The sequence below is a fragment of the Pseudomonas sp. GGS8 genome (genome assembly GCF_024168645.1).
In the GTDB taxonomy this organism is placed as follows: Bacteria; Pseudomonadota; Gammaproteobacteria; order Pseudomonadales; family Pseudomonadaceae; genus Aquipseudomonas.
The window spans coordinates 6,238,543-6,257,955 of record NZ_JALJWF010000001.1 but is presented as its reverse complement, the minus strand read 5'-3'; the positions used below and the strand labels follow the sequence as shown (position 1 = coordinate 6,257,955).

General features: G+C 60.5%; 15 protein-coding genes and 3 tRNA genes. 17 read left to right on the top strand and 1 reads right to left on the bottom strand.

Annotation, left to right across the window (positions count from 1 at the left end; translation table 11 throughout):
• The first annotated feature begins 101 nt into the window (after positions 1–101).
• From J3D54_RS28100 to J3D54_RS28020, 17 genes are all read left to right on the top strand, one after another.
• On the top strand, positions 102–1,112 hold the full coding sequence (locus tag J3D54_RS28100) for an aspartate-semialdehyde dehydrogenase (protein WP_253425587.1): 1,011 nt from the start codon (positions 102–104) through the stop codon (positions 1,110–1,112).
• A gap of 208 nt (positions 1,113–1,320) precedes the next feature.
• Positions 1,321–3,993 (top strand): FimV/HubP family polar landmark protein, encoded by a 2,673-nt coding sequence (locus tag J3D54_RS28095; RefSeq protein ID WP_253425585.1) that lies wholly within the window; start codon positions 1,321–1,323, stop codon positions 3,991–3,993.
• Positions 3,994–4,189: 196 nt separating this feature from the next.
• Positions 4,190–5,014 carry a tRNA pseudouridine(38-40) synthase TruA gene (truA, locus tag J3D54_RS28090; protein WP_253426823.1) on the top strand — a complete coding sequence of 275 codons (825 nt, stop codon included), beginning with the start codon at positions 4,190–4,192 and terminating at the stop codon, positions 5,012–5,014.
• Between the two features lie 63 nt (positions 5,015–5,077).
• A complete protein-coding gene (locus tag J3D54_RS28085) occupies positions 5,078–5,710 on the top strand; it encodes a phosphoribosylanthranilate isomerase (RefSeq protein WP_253425583.1) in 633 nt (210 codons plus the stop codon).
• Between the two features lie 211 nt (positions 5,711–5,921).
• Positions 5,922–6,842, top strand: coding sequence for an acetyl-CoA carboxylase, carboxyltransferase subunit beta (gene accD, locus J3D54_RS28080; RefSeq protein WP_253425581.1), 921 nt, complete (start codon positions 5,922–5,924; stop codon positions 6,840–6,842).
• A complete protein-coding gene (gene folC, locus J3D54_RS28075; RefSeq protein ID WP_253425579.1) occupies positions 6,839–8,146 on the top strand; it encodes a bifunctional tetrahydrofolate synthase/dihydrofolate synthase in 1,308 nt (435 codons plus the stop codon). The genes accD and folC overlap by 4 nt, the downstream gene beginning before the upstream one ends.
• Entirely contained in the window at positions 8,130–8,792 is a 663-nt protein-coding gene (locus tag J3D54_RS28070; protein ID WP_253425577.1) for an SPOR domain-containing protein, read from the top strand. The genes folC and J3D54_RS28070 overlap by 17 nt, the downstream gene beginning before the upstream one ends.
• A 98-nt stretch (positions 8,793–8,890) precedes the next feature.
• The gene (locus J3D54_RS28065) at positions 8,891–9,451 is read left to right on the top strand and encodes a CvpA family protein (RefSeq protein ID WP_253425575.1); all 561 of its coding nucleotides are present in this window, start codon (positions 8,891–8,893) and stop codon (positions 9,449–9,451) included.
• A 41-nt stretch (positions 9,452–9,492) separates the two neighbouring features.
• Complete coding sequence (gene purF, locus J3D54_RS28060; protein WP_007935163.1) at positions 9,493–10,998, top strand: amidophosphoribosyltransferase; 1,506 nt, start codon at positions 9,493–9,495, stop codon at positions 10,996–10,998.
• A 67-nt stretch (positions 10,999–11,065) separates the two neighbouring features.
• Positions 11,066–12,277 (top strand): O-succinylhomoserine sulfhydrylase, encoded by a 1,212-nt coding sequence (locus J3D54_RS28055; protein WP_253425572.1) that lies wholly within the window; start codon positions 11,066–11,068, stop codon positions 12,275–12,277.
• Positions 12,274–13,050 carry an SDR family oxidoreductase gene (locus J3D54_RS28050; RefSeq protein ID WP_367399645.1) on the top strand — a complete coding sequence of 259 codons (777 nt, stop codon included), beginning with the start codon at positions 12,274–12,276 and terminating at the stop codon, positions 13,048–13,050. The genes J3D54_RS28055 and J3D54_RS28050 overlap by 4 nt, the downstream gene beginning before the upstream one ends.
• 268 nt (positions 13,051–13,318) lie before the next feature.
• Positions 13,319–13,394, top strand: a tRNA-Val gene (locus J3D54_RS28045).
• A 54-nt stretch (positions 13,395–13,448) separates the two neighbouring features.
• A tRNA-Asp gene (locus J3D54_RS28040) sits at positions 13,449–13,525 on the top strand.
• A 93-nt stretch (positions 13,526–13,618) separates the two neighbouring features.
• Positions 13,619–13,695, top strand: a tRNA-Asp gene (locus J3D54_RS28035).
• Between the two features lie 383 nt (positions 13,696–14,078).
• Complete coding sequence (locus J3D54_RS28030) at positions 14,079–14,588, top strand: sigma-70 family RNA polymerase sigma factor (RefSeq protein ID WP_253425569.1); 510 nt, start codon at positions 14,079–14,081, stop codon at positions 14,586–14,588.
• Positions 14,585–15,535: a FecR domain-containing protein gene (locus tag J3D54_RS28025; RefSeq protein ID WP_253425567.1), complete on the top strand. Its 951-nt coding sequence runs from the start codon at positions 14,585–14,587 to the stop codon at positions 15,533–15,535. Before J3D54_RS28030 ends, J3D54_RS28025 begins: the two co-directional genes overlap by 4 nt.
• Positions 15,536–15,602: 67 nt before the next feature.
• Complete coding sequence (locus tag J3D54_RS28020) at positions 15,603–18,026, top strand: TonB-dependent receptor (RefSeq protein WP_253425564.1); 2,424 nt, start codon at positions 15,603–15,605, stop codon at positions 18,024–18,026.
• Positions 18,027–18,099: 73 nt separating this feature from the next.
• Here the strand turns inward: J3D54_RS28020 and J3D54_RS28015 are convergent, their stop codons facing one another.
• Positions 18,100–19,383: an FAD-binding oxidoreductase gene (locus J3D54_RS28015; protein WP_253425561.1), complete on the bottom strand. Its 1,284-nt coding sequence runs from the start codon at positions 19,381–19,383 to the stop codon at positions 18,100–18,102.
• Positions 19,384–19,413: the final 30 nt, after the last annotated feature.

Genomic DNA, 19,413 nt, shown 5'->3' with positions numbered 1-19,413 from the left:
GCGAAGAGGCCGGCACAACCCCCACAAATCCCCAGCCGAATTGCCTCACCGCCAACCACCCGGTAAAGTGCCGCTCCCGCCGTTTCGCCAGAGGTAGAACCATGAGCCAGTCCTTCGATATTGCCGTGATCGGCGCCACCGGTACTGTCGGCGAAACACTCGTCCAGATTCTTGAAGAACGCGACTTTCCGGTCGGCAATCTGCACCTGCTGGCGAGCAGCGAATCGGCCGGACACTCGGTGCCGTTTCGCGGCAAGAACGTGCGGGTGCGGGAAGTCGATGAGTTCGACTTTAGCAAGGTCCAGTTGGTGTTCTTCGCCGCCGGCCCAGCGGTGACCCTCAGTTTCGTCCCGCGCGCCACAGCTGCCGGTTGCTCGCTGATTGACCTGTCTGGCGCATTGCCGGCCGATCAGGCGCCGCAAGTGGTGCCCGAGGCCAATGCTGCAATTCTGGCTGGCCTGAAAAAGCCTTTTCAGGTCAGCAGCCCAAGCCCTTCAGCGACAGCGCTGGCGGTGGTGCTGGCGCCGCTGCTCGGCTTGCTCGACCTGCAACGCATCAGCCTGACGGCGTGTCTGGCGGTCTCTGCCCAGGGGCGCGAAGCCGTCAGCGAGCTGGCCCGACAAACCGCCGAGCTGCTTAACGTGCGTCCGTTGGAACCAGCTTTCTTCGATCGGCAGATGGCTTTCAACCTGTTGGCGCAAGTCGGTGCGCCCGATGCTCAGGGTCATACGCTGCTGGAAAAGCGTCTGGTGCGTGAGCTGCGTCAGGTCTTGTCGCTGCCTTTATTAAAGATTTCCGTCACTTGCATTCAAGCCCCGGTGTTTTTTGGCGATAGCTATAGCGTGACCTTGCAGTCATCGAGTGCTGTCGACCTGGCGAAAGTCAACGCGGCACTGGAAGCGGCGCCCGGTATCGAGCTGGTCGAGGCGGGCGATTACCCGACCCCGGTAGGCGATGCGGTAGGGCAGGACGTGGTTTACGTTGGTCGGGTTCGCAGCGGGATCGACGACCCGGCGGAACTTAACGTGTGGCTGACGTCAGATAACGTACGCAAAGGCGCCGCGCTCAATGCTGTGCAGGTGGCTGAATTGTTGATAAAAGACCTGCTGTAAAAGATACTTGGCAACAATTTTTTCGAATGGTTCCAGCCGAGCGTGATGCTTGGCTGGAATGCTTGAGGCGAGCCATCCCGCAGGGCTTTCGTCGCATGAATGAAACGATCGCGCGCGACGACTCTTCGCCGTCGCGCGCAACGCCTTACGGCAGCGGCAATCAACACCTTCTCGCTGGCCGAGGAATGTTCAAACAAAGGATGAGGCTATGGTTCAAGTTCGCAAACTGGTGTTAGCAATAGCGGCCGCCTCGGCGCTGTCCTCCGGTATGGCGCATGCCCTCGGGCTTGGGGAATTGACCCTGAAGTCGACGCTGAACCAGCCTCTGGTAGCAGAAATCGAGTTGCTCGACGTCAAGGACCTCACGGCTGCCGAAGTGGTGCCGAGCCTGGCCTCGCCCGAAGATTTCGCCAAGGCCGGTGTCGACCGCGAGGCGTTCCTCAACGACCTGACGTTCACGCCACTGCTCAACGCCAGCGGCAAGAGCGTCCTGCGCATCACCTCCAGCAAGCCGCTGTCCGAACCGATGGTGAAATTCCTGGTTCAGGTGATGTGGCCCAGTGGTCGTCTGCTGCGCGATTACAGCGTGCTGCTCGATCCGTCCAAATTCTCGCCGCAAACCGCTGATGCCGCCGCACAACCGGCGCCGGCCCAAGCGGTGACCGCGCCGGTTACCGGTGCGACCAAATCGACGCAATACACCACTACGCCGCGCGATACCCTGTGGGAAATCGCCGCGAAGGCGCGGAGCGGCGCATCGATCCAGCAAACCATGCTGGCCATCCAGGCATTGAACCCGGATGCGTTCATCGACGGCAACATCAACCGACTGAAAACCGGTCAGGTGCTGCGTCTGCCCGATCAGGTGCAGAGCGCCAACCTGCCGCAACCTAAAGCCATCGCTGAAGTCGCCGCGCAGAACAGCGCATGGCGTCAGGGGCGTCGCTATGTAGCGAAACCCGCAAGCGGACAGCAGCAGCTCGATGCCACCAAGCGTGCTCGCAGTGAAGGCGCTTCCTCGCAAGCCGCCGCGGACAAGCTGAGCCTGGTGTCTGCCGACACCGGCAAGGGGCGTGGCAAAGGTGCCGCCGGTGACGCGAAAGCCTTGAGCAACAAGCTGGCCTTGACCCAGGAAAACCTCGACACCGCGCGTCGCGACAACGCTGAGCTGAAAAGCCGCATGAGCGACCTGCAAAGTCAGGTGGACAAGCTGCAACGCCTGATCGAGCTGAAGAACAATCAGTTGGCCAAGCTGCAGGCCGAAGGCGATGCGGGCGCACCGGCGGCTGCCGCGACGGCTCCGGCGATGTCGGCCCAGCTGGCGGGCAATCCAGCGGCAACGCCTGCGGACGTGGCACCGACAGCTCCGGCACCGGAGGCTGGCGCACCGGAAGTCGTTCCGGCACCGTCCGTCGAACCGACGCCTGTGGCGTCCGACGAGCAGAAATTCAACGAGCTGCTGACCAATCCGATCCTGCTGGGTCTGGTGGGTGGCGGTGCGGTGGTTCTGCTGCTCTTGCTGTTGTTGCTGGCCCGTCGTCGCAAAGCTCAGCAAGAAGCGGAAAAACATCTGCGCATGGCCCGTGCCTTGGCTGAGGAACAAGCGTTCTCCGCCGATCTCGACCTGCCGGAAAGCAGCTTTGAAGGTCTGGAAGTTCCGCCGCCAAGCGTGAAGCTCGCGACCGCACCAGCGCCTGCACCGACCCCTGCACCTGCACCTGCACCTGCATCGGCCCCGGTAATTGCTCCGGTTGTGGTGATGCCACCGATCGCGGCGCCGTTGGTTGCGCCTGCCGCCGAACGCTCTGACGACGTATTGGCCCAGGCACAGTCGCACATCACGGCCGGTCGCCTGAATCAGGCCGCCGCGTTGCTGGAAGATGCGATCAAGCAAGAGCCGCAACGCAGTGATCTGCGCCTGAAGCTGATGGAAGTCTACGGTCAGCAGGGCGATCGCGATGCGTTCGTCGCTCAGGAGCGTCAACTGGTGGCCAACGGCGACAACTTCACCCGGGTCGAGCAGCTGAAAAGCCGCTTCCCGGCCATGGTGGTTGCGGCGGTGGGTGGTCTGGCCGCCGCGGCTGTCGCCGCCGAGCTGGATGCACAGTATGTCAAGGACCTGCTGCTGGACGAGCCGCAAGCCCCGGAACCGGCATTGGCTGACTTTGACAGTGCTTTCGATCTGAGTCTCGACGATCTGGAAGCAGCTGCTCCGATTGCACCTGCGGTTGCAGCCGAGCCAGTACCGGAGCCAGAACCAGAAGAGTCTCTGGCCGAGCTGGACGAGTTTCCGCTGGACGACGACCTGAGCTTTGAGTCGGTGTTGCAACAACAGACTGAAATCAAGGAAGGCCTCGACGATCTGTCGGACTTCGATCTGGACATGGATCTGGGTGCCGATGTTTCGCCGCAGACCCTGACCGAAGACGAGTTCCTGCTGAGTCTGGATGACGACCTCAAGGACTTGCCTGTCGCTGAAGTGCCGACCGTTACTGAAGCGCCAACCGTGACTGAGGCGCCGCTCGACGACCTGGAGTTGCCAGCTGACTTCGATCTGTCGCTGGCCGATGAAATGGACGCTGCCCCGGATCAGCCTGACACCTTTGAAAACGAACTCAGCGACGTCAATGCCGAACTGGATCGTCTGTCTCAGAGCCTCGGCGAGCCGAGCTTCACTGAGGAAGACGCTTTGGCCTCGGCAGATGATGAGCTCGATTTCCTTTCTGGCACCGACGAAGTCGCTACCAAGCTCGACCTGGCCCAGGCCTATATCGACATGGGCGACAATGACGGCGCTCGGGACATCCTCAATGAGGTGGTGACCGAAGGCGATACCGGCCAGAAGAGCGAAGCCAAGGAAATGCTCTCGCGTCTGGCGTGAATCGTCGGTAAGGTGTAAACAAAACGGCAGCCCATCAAGGCTGCCGTTTTTGTTTGGGGGATGCGATGGGGTTGGTACGTTCAATGCCGTGTCACAGTTAGACTGGTATCCCGGTCCGACGGCCTTATAATGCCTGCCTTTGCGTAGATCAGCAGGCTGTCACCCCTTGGCAAATATAGATAATCCGGCCGCCGAAATGGCGGCCGACGGCTTTTTCCGGATCGCGTTGGGCGTTGAGTACAAAGGTTCGCGTTATCGCGGCTGGCAACGTCAGGCCTCCGGTGTGGACACGGTGCAGGAGCTTCTTGAAAAGGCCTTGTCCAAAGTCGCCGACTCACCTGTGTCGCTGCATTGCGCCGGGCGTACCGACGCCGGTGTGCATGCTTGCGGCCAAGTGGTGCATTTCGACACTCAGGTAGAGCGGTCGATGAAGGCTTGGGTCATGGGTGCCAACATCAACTTGCCGCACGACATCAGCGTCAGTTGGGCCAAGGTCATGCCGGCGCATTTCCATGCACGGTTCAAAGCCATCGCCCGGCGCTATCGCTATGTGATCTACAACGATCAGATCCGCCCGGCGCACCTGAACGAAGAGATCACCTGGAACCACCGCCCGCTGGACGTCGAGCGCATGTCCGAGGCCGCTCAGTATCTGGTCGGTACCCATGACTTCAGCGCATTCCGTGCCGGCCAGTGTCAGGCCAAGTCGCCGATCAAGGAGCTGCATCACCTGCGCGTTACCCGCCATGGCAAAATGATCGTGCTGGATATCCGTGCCAGTGCGTTCCTGCACCACATGGTGCGCAACATCGCCGGCGTCTTGATGACCATCGGTGCTGGCGAGCGTCCTGTGGAATGGATGAAAGAGGTACTGGAGAGTCGCGTTCGTCGTTCCGGTGGGGTGACGGCCCATCCGTTTGGCCTGTATCTGGTGCAGGTCGAGTATCGCGATGAATTCGAATTGCCCGAGCGTTACATCGGCCCACACTTCCTTACCGGTTTCTCGGAACTTGACGGCTGACGCCTTCGAGCGCTTTTGTTACCATCCGGAACTTTCCCGGATTTGCCCTGAGGTTCTATCGACATGTCGGCCGTTCGCAGCAAGATTTGTGGGATTACCCGCATAGAGGATGCGTTGGCGGCGGTCGAGGCCGGGGCCGATGCCATCGGGTTTGTGTTCTATGCCAAAAGCCCGCGGGCGGTGACGTTCCAACAGGCGAGGGCGATCATCAAGGCCTTGCCGCCGTTCGTGACCACCGTAGGCTTGTTCGTCAATGCCAGTCGCTGCGAGTTGGGGGAAATCCTCGACGCGGTGCCGCTGGACCTGTTGCAGTTCCATGGCGACGAAACCGCCGCTGATTGTGAAGGCTGGCGCCGACCGTACATCAAGGCATTGCGGGTCAAGGCCGGGGATGACATCGCGGCAGCTTGTGATGCATACCCAAGCGCCAGCGGTATTTTGCTCGACACCTATGTCGAAGGTGTCCCCGGTGGAACCGGTGAAGCCTTCGACTGGTCATTGATACCGCAAGGCTTGAGCATGCCGATCATCCTCGCGGGTGGCTTGACACCGGACAACGTCGCCGAGGCGATTGCCCGGGTTCGGCCTTACGCGGTGGACGTCAGCGGAGGGGTAGAGGCGAGCAAGGGCATCAAGGATCACGCAAAGATCCAGGCATTCATCAAAGCGGTACGCGGTAGCACATCGTTGATGTGACGGCTGGCAGACTGCCGCCGTCCACTGCTCTGTACAAAAGAGGTGCACCTGCACAAAGCAGGCATGGCTGAGAGTTTTTGGGTTGTACGCAGGTCGCGTCTCGCTGACCCGGCAATCCATCGATCATCGCTATACACATGAATTTAGCTCAAGGGCATACGCGGGGCTGCGAACCAGAGCGTTCGGGCCGCCGGTACTGGAGAAAGAAAGCATGAGCAACTGGTTAGTAGACAAACTGATCCCTTCGATCATGCGTTCCGAGGTCAAGAAGAGCTCGGTGCCTGAAGGTCTGTGGCACAAATGCCCGTCTTGCGAGGCGGTGCTGTATCGTCCGGAGCTGGAAAAAACCCTGGACGTTTGCCCCAAGTGCAACCACCACATGCGTATCGGCGCACGCGCCCGTATCGACATCTTCCTCGACGCTGAAGGTCGTGCCGAACTGGGCGCGGACCTGGAGCCGGTTGACCGTCTGAAATTCCGCGACGGCAAGAAGTACAAGGATCGCCTGACCGCTGCGCAAAAGCAGACCGGCGAAAAAGACGCACTGATCTCCATGAGCGGCACCTTGCTGGGCATGCCGGTCGTGGTATCGGCCTTCGAGTTCTCCTTCATGGGTGGCTCGATGGGCGCCATCGTCGGTGAGCGCTTTGTACGCGCCGCCAACTACGCCCTGGAAAACCGTTGCCCGATGATCTGCTTCTCCGCTTCCGGTGGTGCACGGATGCAGGAAGCGCTGATCTCCCTGATGCAAATGGCCAAGACCTCCGCGGTGCTGGCACGTCTGCGCGAAGAAGGCATCCCGTTCATCTCGGTGCTGACCGACCCGGTCTACGGCGGTGTTTCTGCCAGTCTGGCGATGCTCGGCGACGTGATCGTCGGTGAGCCGAAAGCCTTGATCGGTTTCGCCGGTCCGCGCGTGATCGAGCAAACCGTTCGCGAAAAACTGCCGGAAGGCTTCCAGCGTAGCGAGTTCCTGCTGGAGCACGGTGCGATCGACATGATCATTCACCGTCAGGAACTGCGTCCGCGTCTGGGCAACCTGCTGGCACAACTGACCGGCAAGCCGACGCCTAAATTCGTCGCCGCGCCAGTCGAGCCGATCGTGGTCCCGCCGGTACCTGCGAACCTATGATCGAGCGCACCCTTGGCGAGTGGCTCGCCTACCTTGAACAGTTGCATCCTTCGGCCATCGACATGGGGCTGGAGCGTTCGCAACAGGTAGCGTCCCGCATGGGACTGGGCAAGCCGGCGCCTCGGGTGATTACGGTCACCGGCACCAACGGCAAGGGGTCTACCTGCGCATTCGTGGCTTCATTGCTGCGGGAGCAGGGCCTGAACGTGGGTGTCTACAATTCTCCGCACCTGCTGCGTTACAACGAGCGGGTGCAGGTCAATGGCGTTGAAGCCACTGACGCGCAGCTGTGCGAAGCCTTTGCTGCGGTGGAGGCGGGTCGTGGCGAGACGTCCCTGACTTACTTCGAAATGGGCACTCTGGCGGCGTTCTGGCTGTTTCAGCAGGCCGCTCTCGATGCGGTGGTGCTGGAAGTTGGCCTGGGCGGGCGTCTGGACACGGTCAACGTGGTGGATGCCGATATCGCGCTGGTCACCAGCATTGGTGTCGACCATGCGGATTACCTGGGTGATACTCGCGAATCCGTGGCTTTCGAAAAGGCTGGGATCTTCCGCCAGGGTGCGCCTGCGCTGTGCGGCGATCTGAATCCCCCTCAACCTCTGCTGGATAAGGTGCGCGAGCTCAATTGCCCGTTTTTCCTGCGTGGGCGCGATTTCGACCTCGGTATCACTGATCACAACTGGCAATGGCGCGGTGTTGACGCCCAAGGGCGTGCGGTCGAATTGCACGATCTGCCATTGCTCGATCTGCCGATGGAAAACGCCGCACTGGCGTTGCAGGCTTACCTGCTGCTCGGTTTGCCTTGGGTGGATGCGCAGATTATTGAAGCGTTGAAAGCGACGCGGATCGTCGGTCGTCTTGATCGTCGGCAGTTCGACTGGCAAGGCAAGCGTCTGAATCTACTGCTGGACGTGGGGCACAACCCCCACGCGGCAGAATATCTGGCCCGGCGTCTGGCCAGCCGACCACCGGCAGGTAAGCGTCTGGCGGTGTTCGGGTTGTTGGCGGACAAGGATCTGGATGGTGTTGTCGGTGAATTGAATGCTAGTGTCCAGCATTGGGCTGTCGCACCGCTGGATTCGCCGCGGGCACGGCCGGTTGCTCAGTTGCACGCGGCGTTGCAGGACCTTGGCGCCTCGGTAACGTCTTATGACAGCGTGGCCGCCGCCCTGGAAGGGCAGTGCGCGCAGGCGACGGGCGACGACGAGATTCTGTTGTTCGGATCATTTTATTGTGTTGCCGAGGCCCTTGAATGGCTGGCCCGGCACTCCACGGAGGAAGCGGCAAATGGCTTTGCTGGATAAGGCATACAAGCAGCGCATGGTCGGTGCTCTGGTGCTGGTGGCGCTGGCGGTGATCTTCCTGCCGATGCTGTTTTCCCGCCAGGACGAACAGCGCCGGGTAACGGTCGACGCGCCTGCTGCGCCACATGCTCCCTCGGTGGCGCAAGTGCAGATCGAGTCGGTGGCGGTGCCTGAACCGCAGGCATTGCCGCAAGAGCCTGTGCCAAGCGATGACGATATTGCCGAACAGCAAGAACCGGCGATAGCGATTGCGCCAACTGCTCCCGTGGCGCCGGCGCCACCGGCAGCCAAACCGGTCACGCCGCCAGCCGCGCCAGTTGCCAAGCCTGTACCGGCACCTGCCCAGCCTATCGCGGTCGCACCGACCAAGCCGGTCTCCATCCCAAGTCGCGTCGATGCCAATGGCCTGTCGGTCAGCTGGTCGGTGCAACTGGCCAGCCTGTCGAGTCGCGAGAGCGCTGAAAGTCTGCAAAAAACCCTGCGCAGCCAGGGCTATAACGCCTATATCCGTTCCTCTGAGGGCAAGAATCGGGTGTTCGTCGGGCCGCTGATCGAGCGTGCGGAAGCCGATCGTCTGCGTGACTTGTTGAGTCGCCAGCAGAACCTCAAGGGTTTTGTGGTGCGTTTCCAGCCTGAGCGCGGTTAAAACTATCACCCTGATTTGAAAAGCACTGACAATCTCAGCTTACCGACAGCCATGGGCTCTGCTAAAATGCGCCGCCTCATCTTTCTGTAGGCTGCACTGTGCCATTTACCTGGGTTGACTGGGCGATCGTTGCAATCATCGCCATCTCCGCTTTGATCAGTCTGAGCCGCGGCTTCGTCAAGGAAGCACTCTCGCTGCTGACCTGGATCATCGCAGGAGTCGTTGCCTGGATGTTCGGTGGTTCATTGTCCGAGTACCTTGGCGGATACATTGCTACGCCGTCGGCTCGTGTGATCACGGGCTGTGCCATCATGTTTGTCGCCACTTTAATCGTAGGCGCAATGATCAATTATCTTATCGGCGAGTTGGTTCGCGTCACCGGGCTATCCGGGACCGATCGATTCCTCGGCATGGCTTTCGGCGGGGCGCGTGGCGTGCTGCTGGTGGTCGTGGCGGTCGGGCTGTTGAGCCTGGGGCCGGTACAGCAGGACGGGTGGTGGCAAGAGTCACAGCTCGTGCCAAAATTTCTATTGGTCGCAGACTGGTCCAAAAACCTGATCCTCGGGTGGAGCAGTCAGTGGCTTGCCAGCGGAATCAGCGTACCCGCTGATATTCCGTTCAAGGAGCACCTCTTGCCGACGGCCAAAACGCCTCAGTGAGTTGTGTTCAGTTCAGATCCATTAAGTAGGGGTTGCGTCGCATGTGTGGCATCGTCGGTATCGTCGGTAAGTCGAACGTCAATCAGGCGCTGTATGACGCGCTAACCGTCCTCCAGCACCGCGGCCAGGACGCTGCCGGTATTGTGACCAGCCACGACGGCCGGTTATTTCTGCGCAAGGACAATGGCCTGGTACGTGACGTGTTCCATCAGCGTCACATGCAGCGTCTGGTCGGGCACATGGGCATTGGCCATGTGCGTTATCCGACTGCGGGCAGCTCGACCTCGGCCGAAGCTCAACCGTTTTACGTCAACTCGCCGTACGGCATCACCTTGGCGCACAACGGTAACCTGACCAACGTTGAACAACTGGCCAAGGAGATTTACGAATCTGACCTGCGCCACGTCAACACCAACTCCGATTCGGAAGTGCTGCTCAATGTGTTCGCACACGAGCTGGCCCAGCGTGGCAAGTTGCAGCCGACTGAAGAAGACGTGTTCGCGGCAGTCACCGACGTGCACAACCGTTGCGTCGGTGGTTACGCGGTCGTGGCGATGGTGACCGGTTACGGCATCGTCGGTTTCCGCGATCCGCACGGCATCCGCCCGATCGTCTTCGGTCAGCGTCACACCGACGAAGGCGTCGAGTACATGATCGCCTCCGAAAGTGTCTCCCTGGACGTGCTCGGTTTCACCCTGATTCGCGACCTGGCTCCGGGCGAAGCGGTCTACATCACTGAAGACGGCAAGCTGCACACCCGTCAGTGCGCGACCAATCCGTCTCTGACTCCATGCATCTTCGAACACGTCTACCTGGCGCGTCCGGACTCGATCATCGACGGCGTCTCGGTTTACAAAGCCCGCCTGCGCATGGGTGAGAAGCTCGCTGAGAAGATCCTGCGCGAGCGTCCGGATCACGACATCGACGTGGTCATCCCGATTCCGGACACCAGCCGCACCGCGGCCCTGGAGCTGGCGAACCACCTGGGCGTCAAGTTCCGCGAAGGCTTCGTGAAGAACCGCTACATCGGCCGGACCTTCATCATGCCAGGTCAGGCTGCACGGAAAAAATCCGTACGCCAGAAGCTCAACGCCATCGAACTGGAGTTCCGCGGCAAGAACGTGATGCTGGTGGACGACTCCATCGTTCGCGGCACCACTTGCAAGCAGATCATCCAGATGGCTCGCGAAGCCGGCGCCAAGAACGTCTATTTCTGCTCCGCGGCACCGGCGGTGCGTTACCCGAACGTCTACGGCATCGACATGCCGAGCGCTCACGAGCTGATCGCCCACAACCGTTCGACCCAGGACGTGGCCGACCTGATCGGTGCTGACTGGTTGATCTATCAGGACCTGCCTGACTTGATCGAAGCCGTCGGTGGCGGCAAGATCAAGATCGACAAGTTCGATTGCGCGGTGTTCGACGGCCAGTACGTCACCGGCGACGTCGACGAGGCTTACCTGAACAAGATCGAGCAGGCACGCAACGATGCCTCCAAGGTCAAGACCCAGGCAGTCAGTGCGATCATTGATCTGTACAACAACTGAGTAACTACCGGCCCTGAGGGGCCGGTTTTGTATCTACTAAATAAAGAGCAAGGCAAGGAGTGACAGCATGAGTCAGGATTGGGATGCCGGTCGGCTGGACAGCGACCTTGAAGGCGTAGCGTTCGATACCCTGGCCGTACGCGCCGGTCAGCACCGCACGCCGGAAGGCGAACACGGTGATCCGATGTTCTTCACTTCCAGCTACGTATTCCGTACCGCCGCCGACGCGGCTGCGCGTTTTGCCGGTGAAGTGCCGGGCAACGTTTACTCGCGTTACACCAACCCGACTGTGCGCTCGTTCGAAGAACGTATTGCTGCGCTGGAAAGCGCCGAGCAAGCCGTGGCCACGGCAACTGGCATGGCCGCAATCATGGCGGTGGTGATGAGCCTGTGCAGTGCCGGCGATCACGTGCTGGTGTCGCGCAGCGTGTTCGGTTCGACCATCAGTTTGTTCGAGAAGTATTTCAAGCGCTTCGGTATCGAGGTCGATTACGTACCGCTGGCGGACTTGTCCGGCTGGGATGCGGCGATCAAGGCCAACACCAAATTGCTCTTTGTAGAATCGCCGTCCAACCCGCTGGCCGAGCTGGTGGACATCACCGCGCTGTCGGAAATTGCTCACGCCAAGGGCGCGATGCTGGTGGTCGATAACTGCTTCTGCACGCCTGCGCTGCAGCAGCCACTGAAGCTGGGCGCGGACATTGTCGTGCACTCGGCAACCAAGTTCATCGATGGCCAGGGTCGTTGCATGGGTGGTGTCGTGGCGGGTCGCAGCGAGCAGATGAAAGAAGTCGTCGGTTTCCTGCGCACCGCCGGGCCGACCCTGAGTCCGTTCAATGCCTGGATCTTCCTCAAGGGCCTGGAAACGCTGAGCCTGCGTATGAAGGCGCATTGCGCCAATGCCCAGCAACTGGCCGAGTGGCTGGAGCAGCAGGACGGCATCGAGAAAGTCCATTACGCCGGCCTCAAGAGCCATCCGCAGCATGAACTGGCCCAGCGTCAGCAGAAGGGCTTCGGTGCGGTCGTGAGTTTCGAGGTCAAGGGTGGCAAAGAGGGCGCGTGGCGCTTTATCGATGCGACTCGTCTGATCTCCATCACCGCCAACCTGGGCGATAGCAAAACCACCATCACGCACCCGAGCACCACCTCTCACGGCCGTCTGGCGCCGCAAGAGCGTGAAGCAGCGGGGATTCGTGACAGCCTGATCCGCATTGCGGTCGGTCTTGAGGACGTGGCAGACCTGCAAGCCGATCTGGCGCGCGGGTTGGCTGCCTTGTGATCGAGTTGTCGACGCCGACCATGGGCACTCATGGCCGCGTCGCGCTGGTCACCGGTGCCGCGCGCGGTATTGGCTTGGGCATTGCGGCCTGGCTGATCTGCGAAGGCTGGCAGGTGGTGTTGACCGATCTGGATCGCGAGCGTGGTTCGAAAGTGGCGAAGGTGCTCGGCGAAAACGCCTGGTTCATCGCCATGGATGTCGCGAATGAAGCGCAGGTGGCGCTGGGTGTGGCCGAGGTGCTGGGACAGTTCGGGCGTCTGGATGCGCTGGTGTGCAATGCGGCGGTGGCCGATCCGCACAACATCACCCTGGAAAGCCTCGATCTGGCCTACTGGAACCGGGTGTTGGCGGTGAACCTCAGTGGGCCGATGCTGTTGGCCAAGCACTGTGCGCCGTATCTGCGCGCTCACAGCGGCGCCATCGTCAACCTGGCCTCGACCCGCGCCGCGCAGTCGGAACCCGACACAGAGGCTTATGCGGCGAGCAAGGGCGGCTTGTTGGCCCTGACTCACGCCTTGGCCATCAGTTTGGGGCCAGAGATTCGCGTCAATGCGGTCAGCCCCGGCTGGATCGATGCGCGGGATCCAGCGGCGCGGCGCGCCGAACCGCTGACCGACGCCGATCATGCGCAGCATCCGGCGGGCAGGGTAGGGACCGTCGAAGACGTGGCGGCGATGGTGGCCTGGTTACTGTCGAAGAACGCTGGTTTCGTCACGGGCCAGGAGTTTGTGGTCGATGGTGGCATGACCAAGAAGATGATTTATAGCGAGTAACAGGGCAGGGGCGCTGTCTCCAGCATTGAGGTTGAATGTGTCGCCATCATCGTCGGCTCGCCGCCCGGAGCCGGTTTGCTCCTACATAAAAAAGCATGTTGCCTTGCGAGTGCGGTCCACAGTGGGAGCAAGCCTGCTCGCGGAAGCGGTCTGACGGTTGCCGACCTCGTCCGGAATGACACGATTTTGTCTTTTTTAGAAAAACTTCAAGCAGGGTATTGACTTAGCTTCGGTACCTGCGTAAATTTCGCGGCCTCAGAGATGCAAAGGGTGATTAGCTCAGCTGGGAGAGCGTCTGCCTTACAAGCAGAATGTCGGCGGTTCGATCCCGTCATCACCCACCAACTCTTGAGACTCTTGTGTAAGCAAGAGGGAAGCTGAAAAGCCTCCACCGACGCGCAGCGGTAGTTCAGTCGGTTAGAATACCGGCCTGTCACGCCGGGGGTCGCGGGTTCGAGTCCCGTCCGCTGCGCCATATTTTCCGAGTCAGGTTTACCTGCCTCGAGATTGAAAAGCCTCGAAGCTTTCCAGTCAGACGGTTTAACTGGACGTAAGTCCAAAGCGATACGCAGCGGTAGTTCAGTCGGTTAGAATACCGGCCTGTCACGCCGGGGGTCGCGGGTTCGAGTCCCGTCCGCTGCGCCATATCTGCTTCAAGGCCTACTGAACGCCTTGAAGCTACAAAGAAAGCCGCTGGCTATCTTTGAGTCGATAGCAAAGACCCTGGTCGAAAGGCCGGGGTTTTTTGTGTCTGCGATTTAGCTTTTCTCTCCTTTCCCTTGGCCCCCAGGGATTCGCATCCGTCATCCCGGCGCAGATCTGCAATGAATTTTGACGATTCGTGATAGGTCCCCTCAATTCCCCCGCAGCCCTGATTAACCGGTGCCTGCACGCCGGAATCTCCCGCCCATTGCTCATTTGTTCAGGTATTCACCGGGTGCAAACCGCACAAAGCGCTTTATTTGACGTCTCAGCACTAATTAGAATGAGTCGCATTTAAAATATTTCTTCGCGCAGGGTTCCTATAGATGAGTGATGCAGCGATGCCGACGGGGCAAACCTTCCACGACCTGTACCGCGATCACCGTGGCTGGCTGGAAAGCTGGTTGAGACGACGCATGAGCAATGGCAGCGATGCGGCGGACCTGAGCCAAGACACGTTCGTGCGTTTACTCGCCAGCTCCCAGCGTATCGCTGACCTGCAAGAGCCCCGCGCCTACCTGGCGACCGTCGGTAAGCGCCTGCTGACCAACTTCTACAAGCGTCGTAGTCTGGAGCAGGCCTACCTCAATGCGTTGGCGCTGTTGCCCGAAGACTGTGTGCCGTCTCCCGAGCAGCGCTGGATCCTGCTGGAAACCCTGCAAGCGCTCGACGAATTGCTCGATGGCTTGCCGAGGCCGGTGCGACGGGCATTCCTTTGGAGCCAGCTCGAAGGCCTGGGCTATCAAGAGATCGCCGAGCGCCTGCAAGTCTCGGAGCGCACGATCAAGCGCTACATGGCCCAAGCCTACGAACATTGCCTGCTGGTGGAGCTGTGATCGGTTCAGCACCTTCGGCTGAAGCCCGCCAAGTCGTGCGGGCCGCCGCGCAGTGGCTGGCGCTCATGGAGTCCGGTTCCGCCAATGAGCGCGATCGTGCCGAGTTACAGAGTTGGCGCGATAGTCATTCCAGTCACGAGCAGGCCTGGCAAAAGGCGCAACTCTTGCGCCAACGCTTTGCCAACCTGCCGCCCGCCCTGGCGATGGCCAGTCTGGACCGTCCACAAGCGAGTCGGCGCACCGTCCTCAAGCGCGCGGTCGGCGCGGTGGCGCTGGTGCCGACTGCCTGGCTGATCAGTCGACAGTTGCCGTTGGATGTCTGGAGAGCCGACCTGCGAACCGCGACCGGGGAGGGCAAGAAAGTCCAATTGGCCGATGGCAGTACGCTGCAATTGAACACTGCGAGCGCCGTCGATATCGATATGAAGAATCGGCTTCTGAAACTCGTAGAAGGTGAAATAGCGCTGAATGTGCCTGGCACCTCGCCGCTGATGATCCGGACGCACTTCGGCCACGTGATTGTCAGTCAGAGCGACGTGTGCGTTCGTCAGGGGCGGACGGGGTGCAAGGTGTCGGTACTTAAAGGTACGGTGCAGTTGCAGCCTCTGCGCGGGCCAGTCGTTTCGTTGCGTGGCGGCCAGCAAGTCAGCCTTCAAGCGGCGGGCGTTGGCGCTGTGGAACCATTCGATGTGTTCGCCCCAGGCTGGCGCGACGGTGTGCTGATGGCGCAGAACCAACCCTTGGGGGATTTCCTGCGTGAACTCGGTACCTATCGCCCAGGCGTATTGCGCTGGGAGCCTGAACTGGAAACTCTGCGCGTCACCGGCAGTTTTCGTCTGCAAGACACTGATCGCATCCTAGCGTTGCTGGCGGCCAGCCTGCCGCTGGAGGTGCATTCGCGTACGCGTTATTGGGTAACGCTGCTGCCGCGCAAAAATAGTGTTTGAGGCGTGTCCCCTTTTTTCGCGTTGCTTGTCATTCAAGGCATGTAAAACGAAATCAGAGAGATTCTTCATGCCCGCAGTGATGTCTTGCAGTACGCGTCTGGCTCCATTCAGGCTGCGCCCGTTGTTGCACTTGAGTCTGTTGTTGAGCCTGAGTGCCTGTCCGTTGTTCATCACTGCGGGTTGGGCTGACGATGCTTCTCGACGCAGTTACCAGGTGCCGGCCGGCAGCCTCAGCGCCGCGCTGACCCGATTCGCCGGGCTGGCCGGGGTCAATCTGTCAGTGGATCCGGCGCTCGTCAGCGGTCGCAATAGCCCCGGTCTTTCCGGTGAGTTCGCGGTCGAGGAGGGCTTTGCTCGACTGTTGCAGGGTTCCGGTCTGCAACTGCAGTCGGTGGGCGAGCAGGCGTACATCCTGACCCCGGCGCCAGAAGGCGGCAGCCTGCAACTGGCGCCGACTTCGGTTCTCGGTGCCACGGGCGGGGCGGACGGCGAGGTGTATGCCGGTGGTCAAGTCGCGCGCAAAGGGTCACAAGGCTTGCTGGGCTCGAAAGATTTCATGGACACGCCGTTCAGCATGACCACCTACACCAGCGAGGTGGTCAAGAACCAACAGGCGCGCACCTTGGGCGATCTGGTTGCCAGCGATCCGTCGGTTCGCGTCACCAACCCGGCGGGTGGACGTTATGAGCAGTTCACCATTCGCGGGCTCAGCCTGTTCAACAGCGATGTTTCCTATAACGGCCTCTACGGCGTCCTGCCGACCTATACGATCGACATGGAGATGGCCGACCGCGTCGACATCCTCAAAGGCCCGAGCGAGCTGATCAACGGCATCTCGCCACGGGGCAGCGTCGGTGGCGGGATCAACGTGGTGCCCAAGCGCGCGACCGACAAACCCATCACTTCTCTCACCGGTAGCTACGCTTCCGACAGTCAGGTGGGAGGCGCCGTGGATGTCGGCCGGCGCTTTGGTGAAGACAACAAGTTCGGTATTCGTTTCAATGGCGTGAAGCAGTCCGGCGACACCGAATGGGACCATCAGAGTGTCGACCGCGAGATGGCTGTGCTGGGCCTGGATTTTCGCGGTGAGCGCCTGCGACTGTCGACGGATATCGGACGCACCGAGCGCGATACCGACGCGCCGCAGGAGCGCGTGCAGGTCGGCGCCAACGCCCAGGTTCCACATGCCGGCGATGTCCGCCGCAACTATGCGCAGCCTTGGAGCAAGGCGAATACCAACGACACTTTCGGCGCGGTGAACGGTGAATTCGATGTCAGCGATTCCGTCATGCTGTACGGCGGTGTGGGCGCGCGTAAAAGCAACCATGACTTTCTCCGGCATGCCGTTGCGGTCACCAACAACGCAGGTGATTTCAGCGTTCAGCCACGTGATTTCACTCGCGACGAAAATGTCCGGACGGCCACGGCAGGGGTGCGCAATTGGTTTCATACTGGTCCGGTGAGCCATGAAGTTAACCTGGCCGCCAGCTATTTCTACATGGACTTCGAAAATGGCGGTGCCCGTTATGCCGCCGCCCGCAGCAACCTCTACGAACCGGTGGAAACACCAACACCTGTCAGGCCCACTCGATTCGATTCGAAGGTCTACACCGAGAACCGCTTCAGCGGCGTGGCGTTGTCCGACACACTGGGTTTCTTCGATGATCGGCTACTGCTGACCCTCGGCGCTCGCTGGCAGCGCGTGAAGGTTGATGACTGGACGGATAACATCAAAGGCGACACAGCCTACGACGAGGAAAAGGTTTCGCCGTCGGGCGGCATCCTGTTCAAGGCGACCGACAAATTGTCGCTGTATGCCAACTACATGGAGGGCTTGAGCCAAGGCAAGATCGCGCCGTCGACTTCGGTGAATGAAGACGAGATATTTCCGCCGTTCATCAGCCGGCAGGTCGAGGTCGGCGCCAAGTATGACGCGGGTGCGTTCGCCGTGACCGCTGCGGTGTTCCGGATCAAGCAGCCGGCCTATGAGACCAACGCCACGACGCGAGTCTTCGGCCCGAACGGCAAGCGTCAAAACGACGGTGTGGAACTGAGTGTGTTCGGTGAGCCACTCAAGGGTTTCCGCCTGCTTGGTGGTGTCATGTACATCGACAGCGAGTTGACCAATACCACCAATGGCACCTTTGACGGCAACCGGGCGGCTGCGACGCCGAAATACAACGTCAACCTGGGCGCCGAGTGGGACGTGCCGACCGTACAGGGCCTGGCCCTGACCAGCCGCGGTATCTATTCCAGTTCACAGTATCTGGACCAGTCCAACGACAAGGAAATCGACTCTTGGGAGCGTTTCGACGTGGGCGCACGTTACGCGTTCAAGATCGACGAGAAGAACATCACCCTGCGTGCCAATGTCGAGAACGTGGCGGACAAGCGCTACTGGAGCTCGGCTGGGGCTTCGGATGACAGTGAGCCGGGCTTGACGCTCTCGACCCCACGAACCTACCTCGTTTCGGCGACGGTCGACTTCTGAATCAGGGTTTGACTTCCCCCGGCGGATACAAAAAAGGGGCTGCGTTCAGCGGCCCCTTTTTCACCTCTATCGGTCAGTATCCGAGCTTGTCCCGCAATCCGTAATACCAGGCGCCCAACGCTGCGAACGGCGTACGCAGCAATTGCCCGCCGGGGAACGGGTAGTGGGGGAGGTCGGCGAAGGCGTCGAAGCGTTCAGCCTGACCTCGCAATGCCTCGGCCAGTACCTTGCCCGCCAGGTGCGTGTACGTCACGCCGTGGCCACTGCAACCCTGGGAGTAGTAGATGTTATCGCCCAGGCGCCCGACCTGAGGAAGACGCGACAGGGTCAGCAGGAAATTGCCGGTCCAGGCGTAATCGATCTTCACGTCTTTGAGTTGCGGGAAGGCCTTGAGCATCTTCGGTCGAATGATCGCCTCGATGTTCGCTGGATCCCGCGCGCCATACACAACACCGCCGCCGAAAATCAGACGCTTGTCGGCGCTCAGGCGGTAATAGTCGAGCAGGTAGTTACAGTCTTCGACGCAGTAGTCCTGAGGCAGCAGACGTTTGGCCAATTCATCGCCCAAGGGTTCGGTGGTGATCACCTGAGTCCCGCAGGGCATCGACTTGGCCGCCAGCTCCGGCACCAGATTGCCAATGTACGCGTTGCCGGCGACGATGATGAATTTGGCCCTGACCTTGCCCTGAGGCGTATGCACCACCGGGTTGGCACCGCGCTCGATACGCACTGCCGGCGATTGCTCGTAAATAGAGCCGCCCAACGACTCCACGGCTGCTGCTTCGCCCAAGGCAAGATTGAGCGGATGAATATGCCCGCCGCTCATGTCGAGCATGCCGCCGACGTATTGATCGCAAGCCACTACCTCGCGGATGCGACGCTGATCCAGCAGCTCAAGCTGCGTGTGACCGAAACGCTCCCACAGGCGCTTCTGGGACTCCAGATGGCCCATCTGCTTGTCGGTAATGGCGGCGAACACCCCGCCATCTTTCAAGTCGCACTGGATATTATATCTGGCGACCCGCTCACGAATGATCCGCCCGCCCTCGAACGCCATCTGCCCCAACAACTGAGCTTGCTTGGGGCCGACACTGCGCTCGATCACATCGATATCACGGCTGTAGCTGTTAACGATCTGGCCACCGTTGCGTCCTGACGCGCCAAAACCGACCCTGGCGGCTTCCAGCACCGTAACCTTGAAACCGTTTTCCAGCAGAAACAGGGCAGAGGACAGGCCGGTGTAACCGGCACCGATTACACAGACATCAGTCTCTACATCATCCTGCAAGGCCGGGCGCGCTGGCGCTGCATTGGCCGACGCGGCGTAATAGGACTCTGGGTAGGGGGTGTTCGCCATCCTGTAGCCTCTGTTTAATATATTTTACGA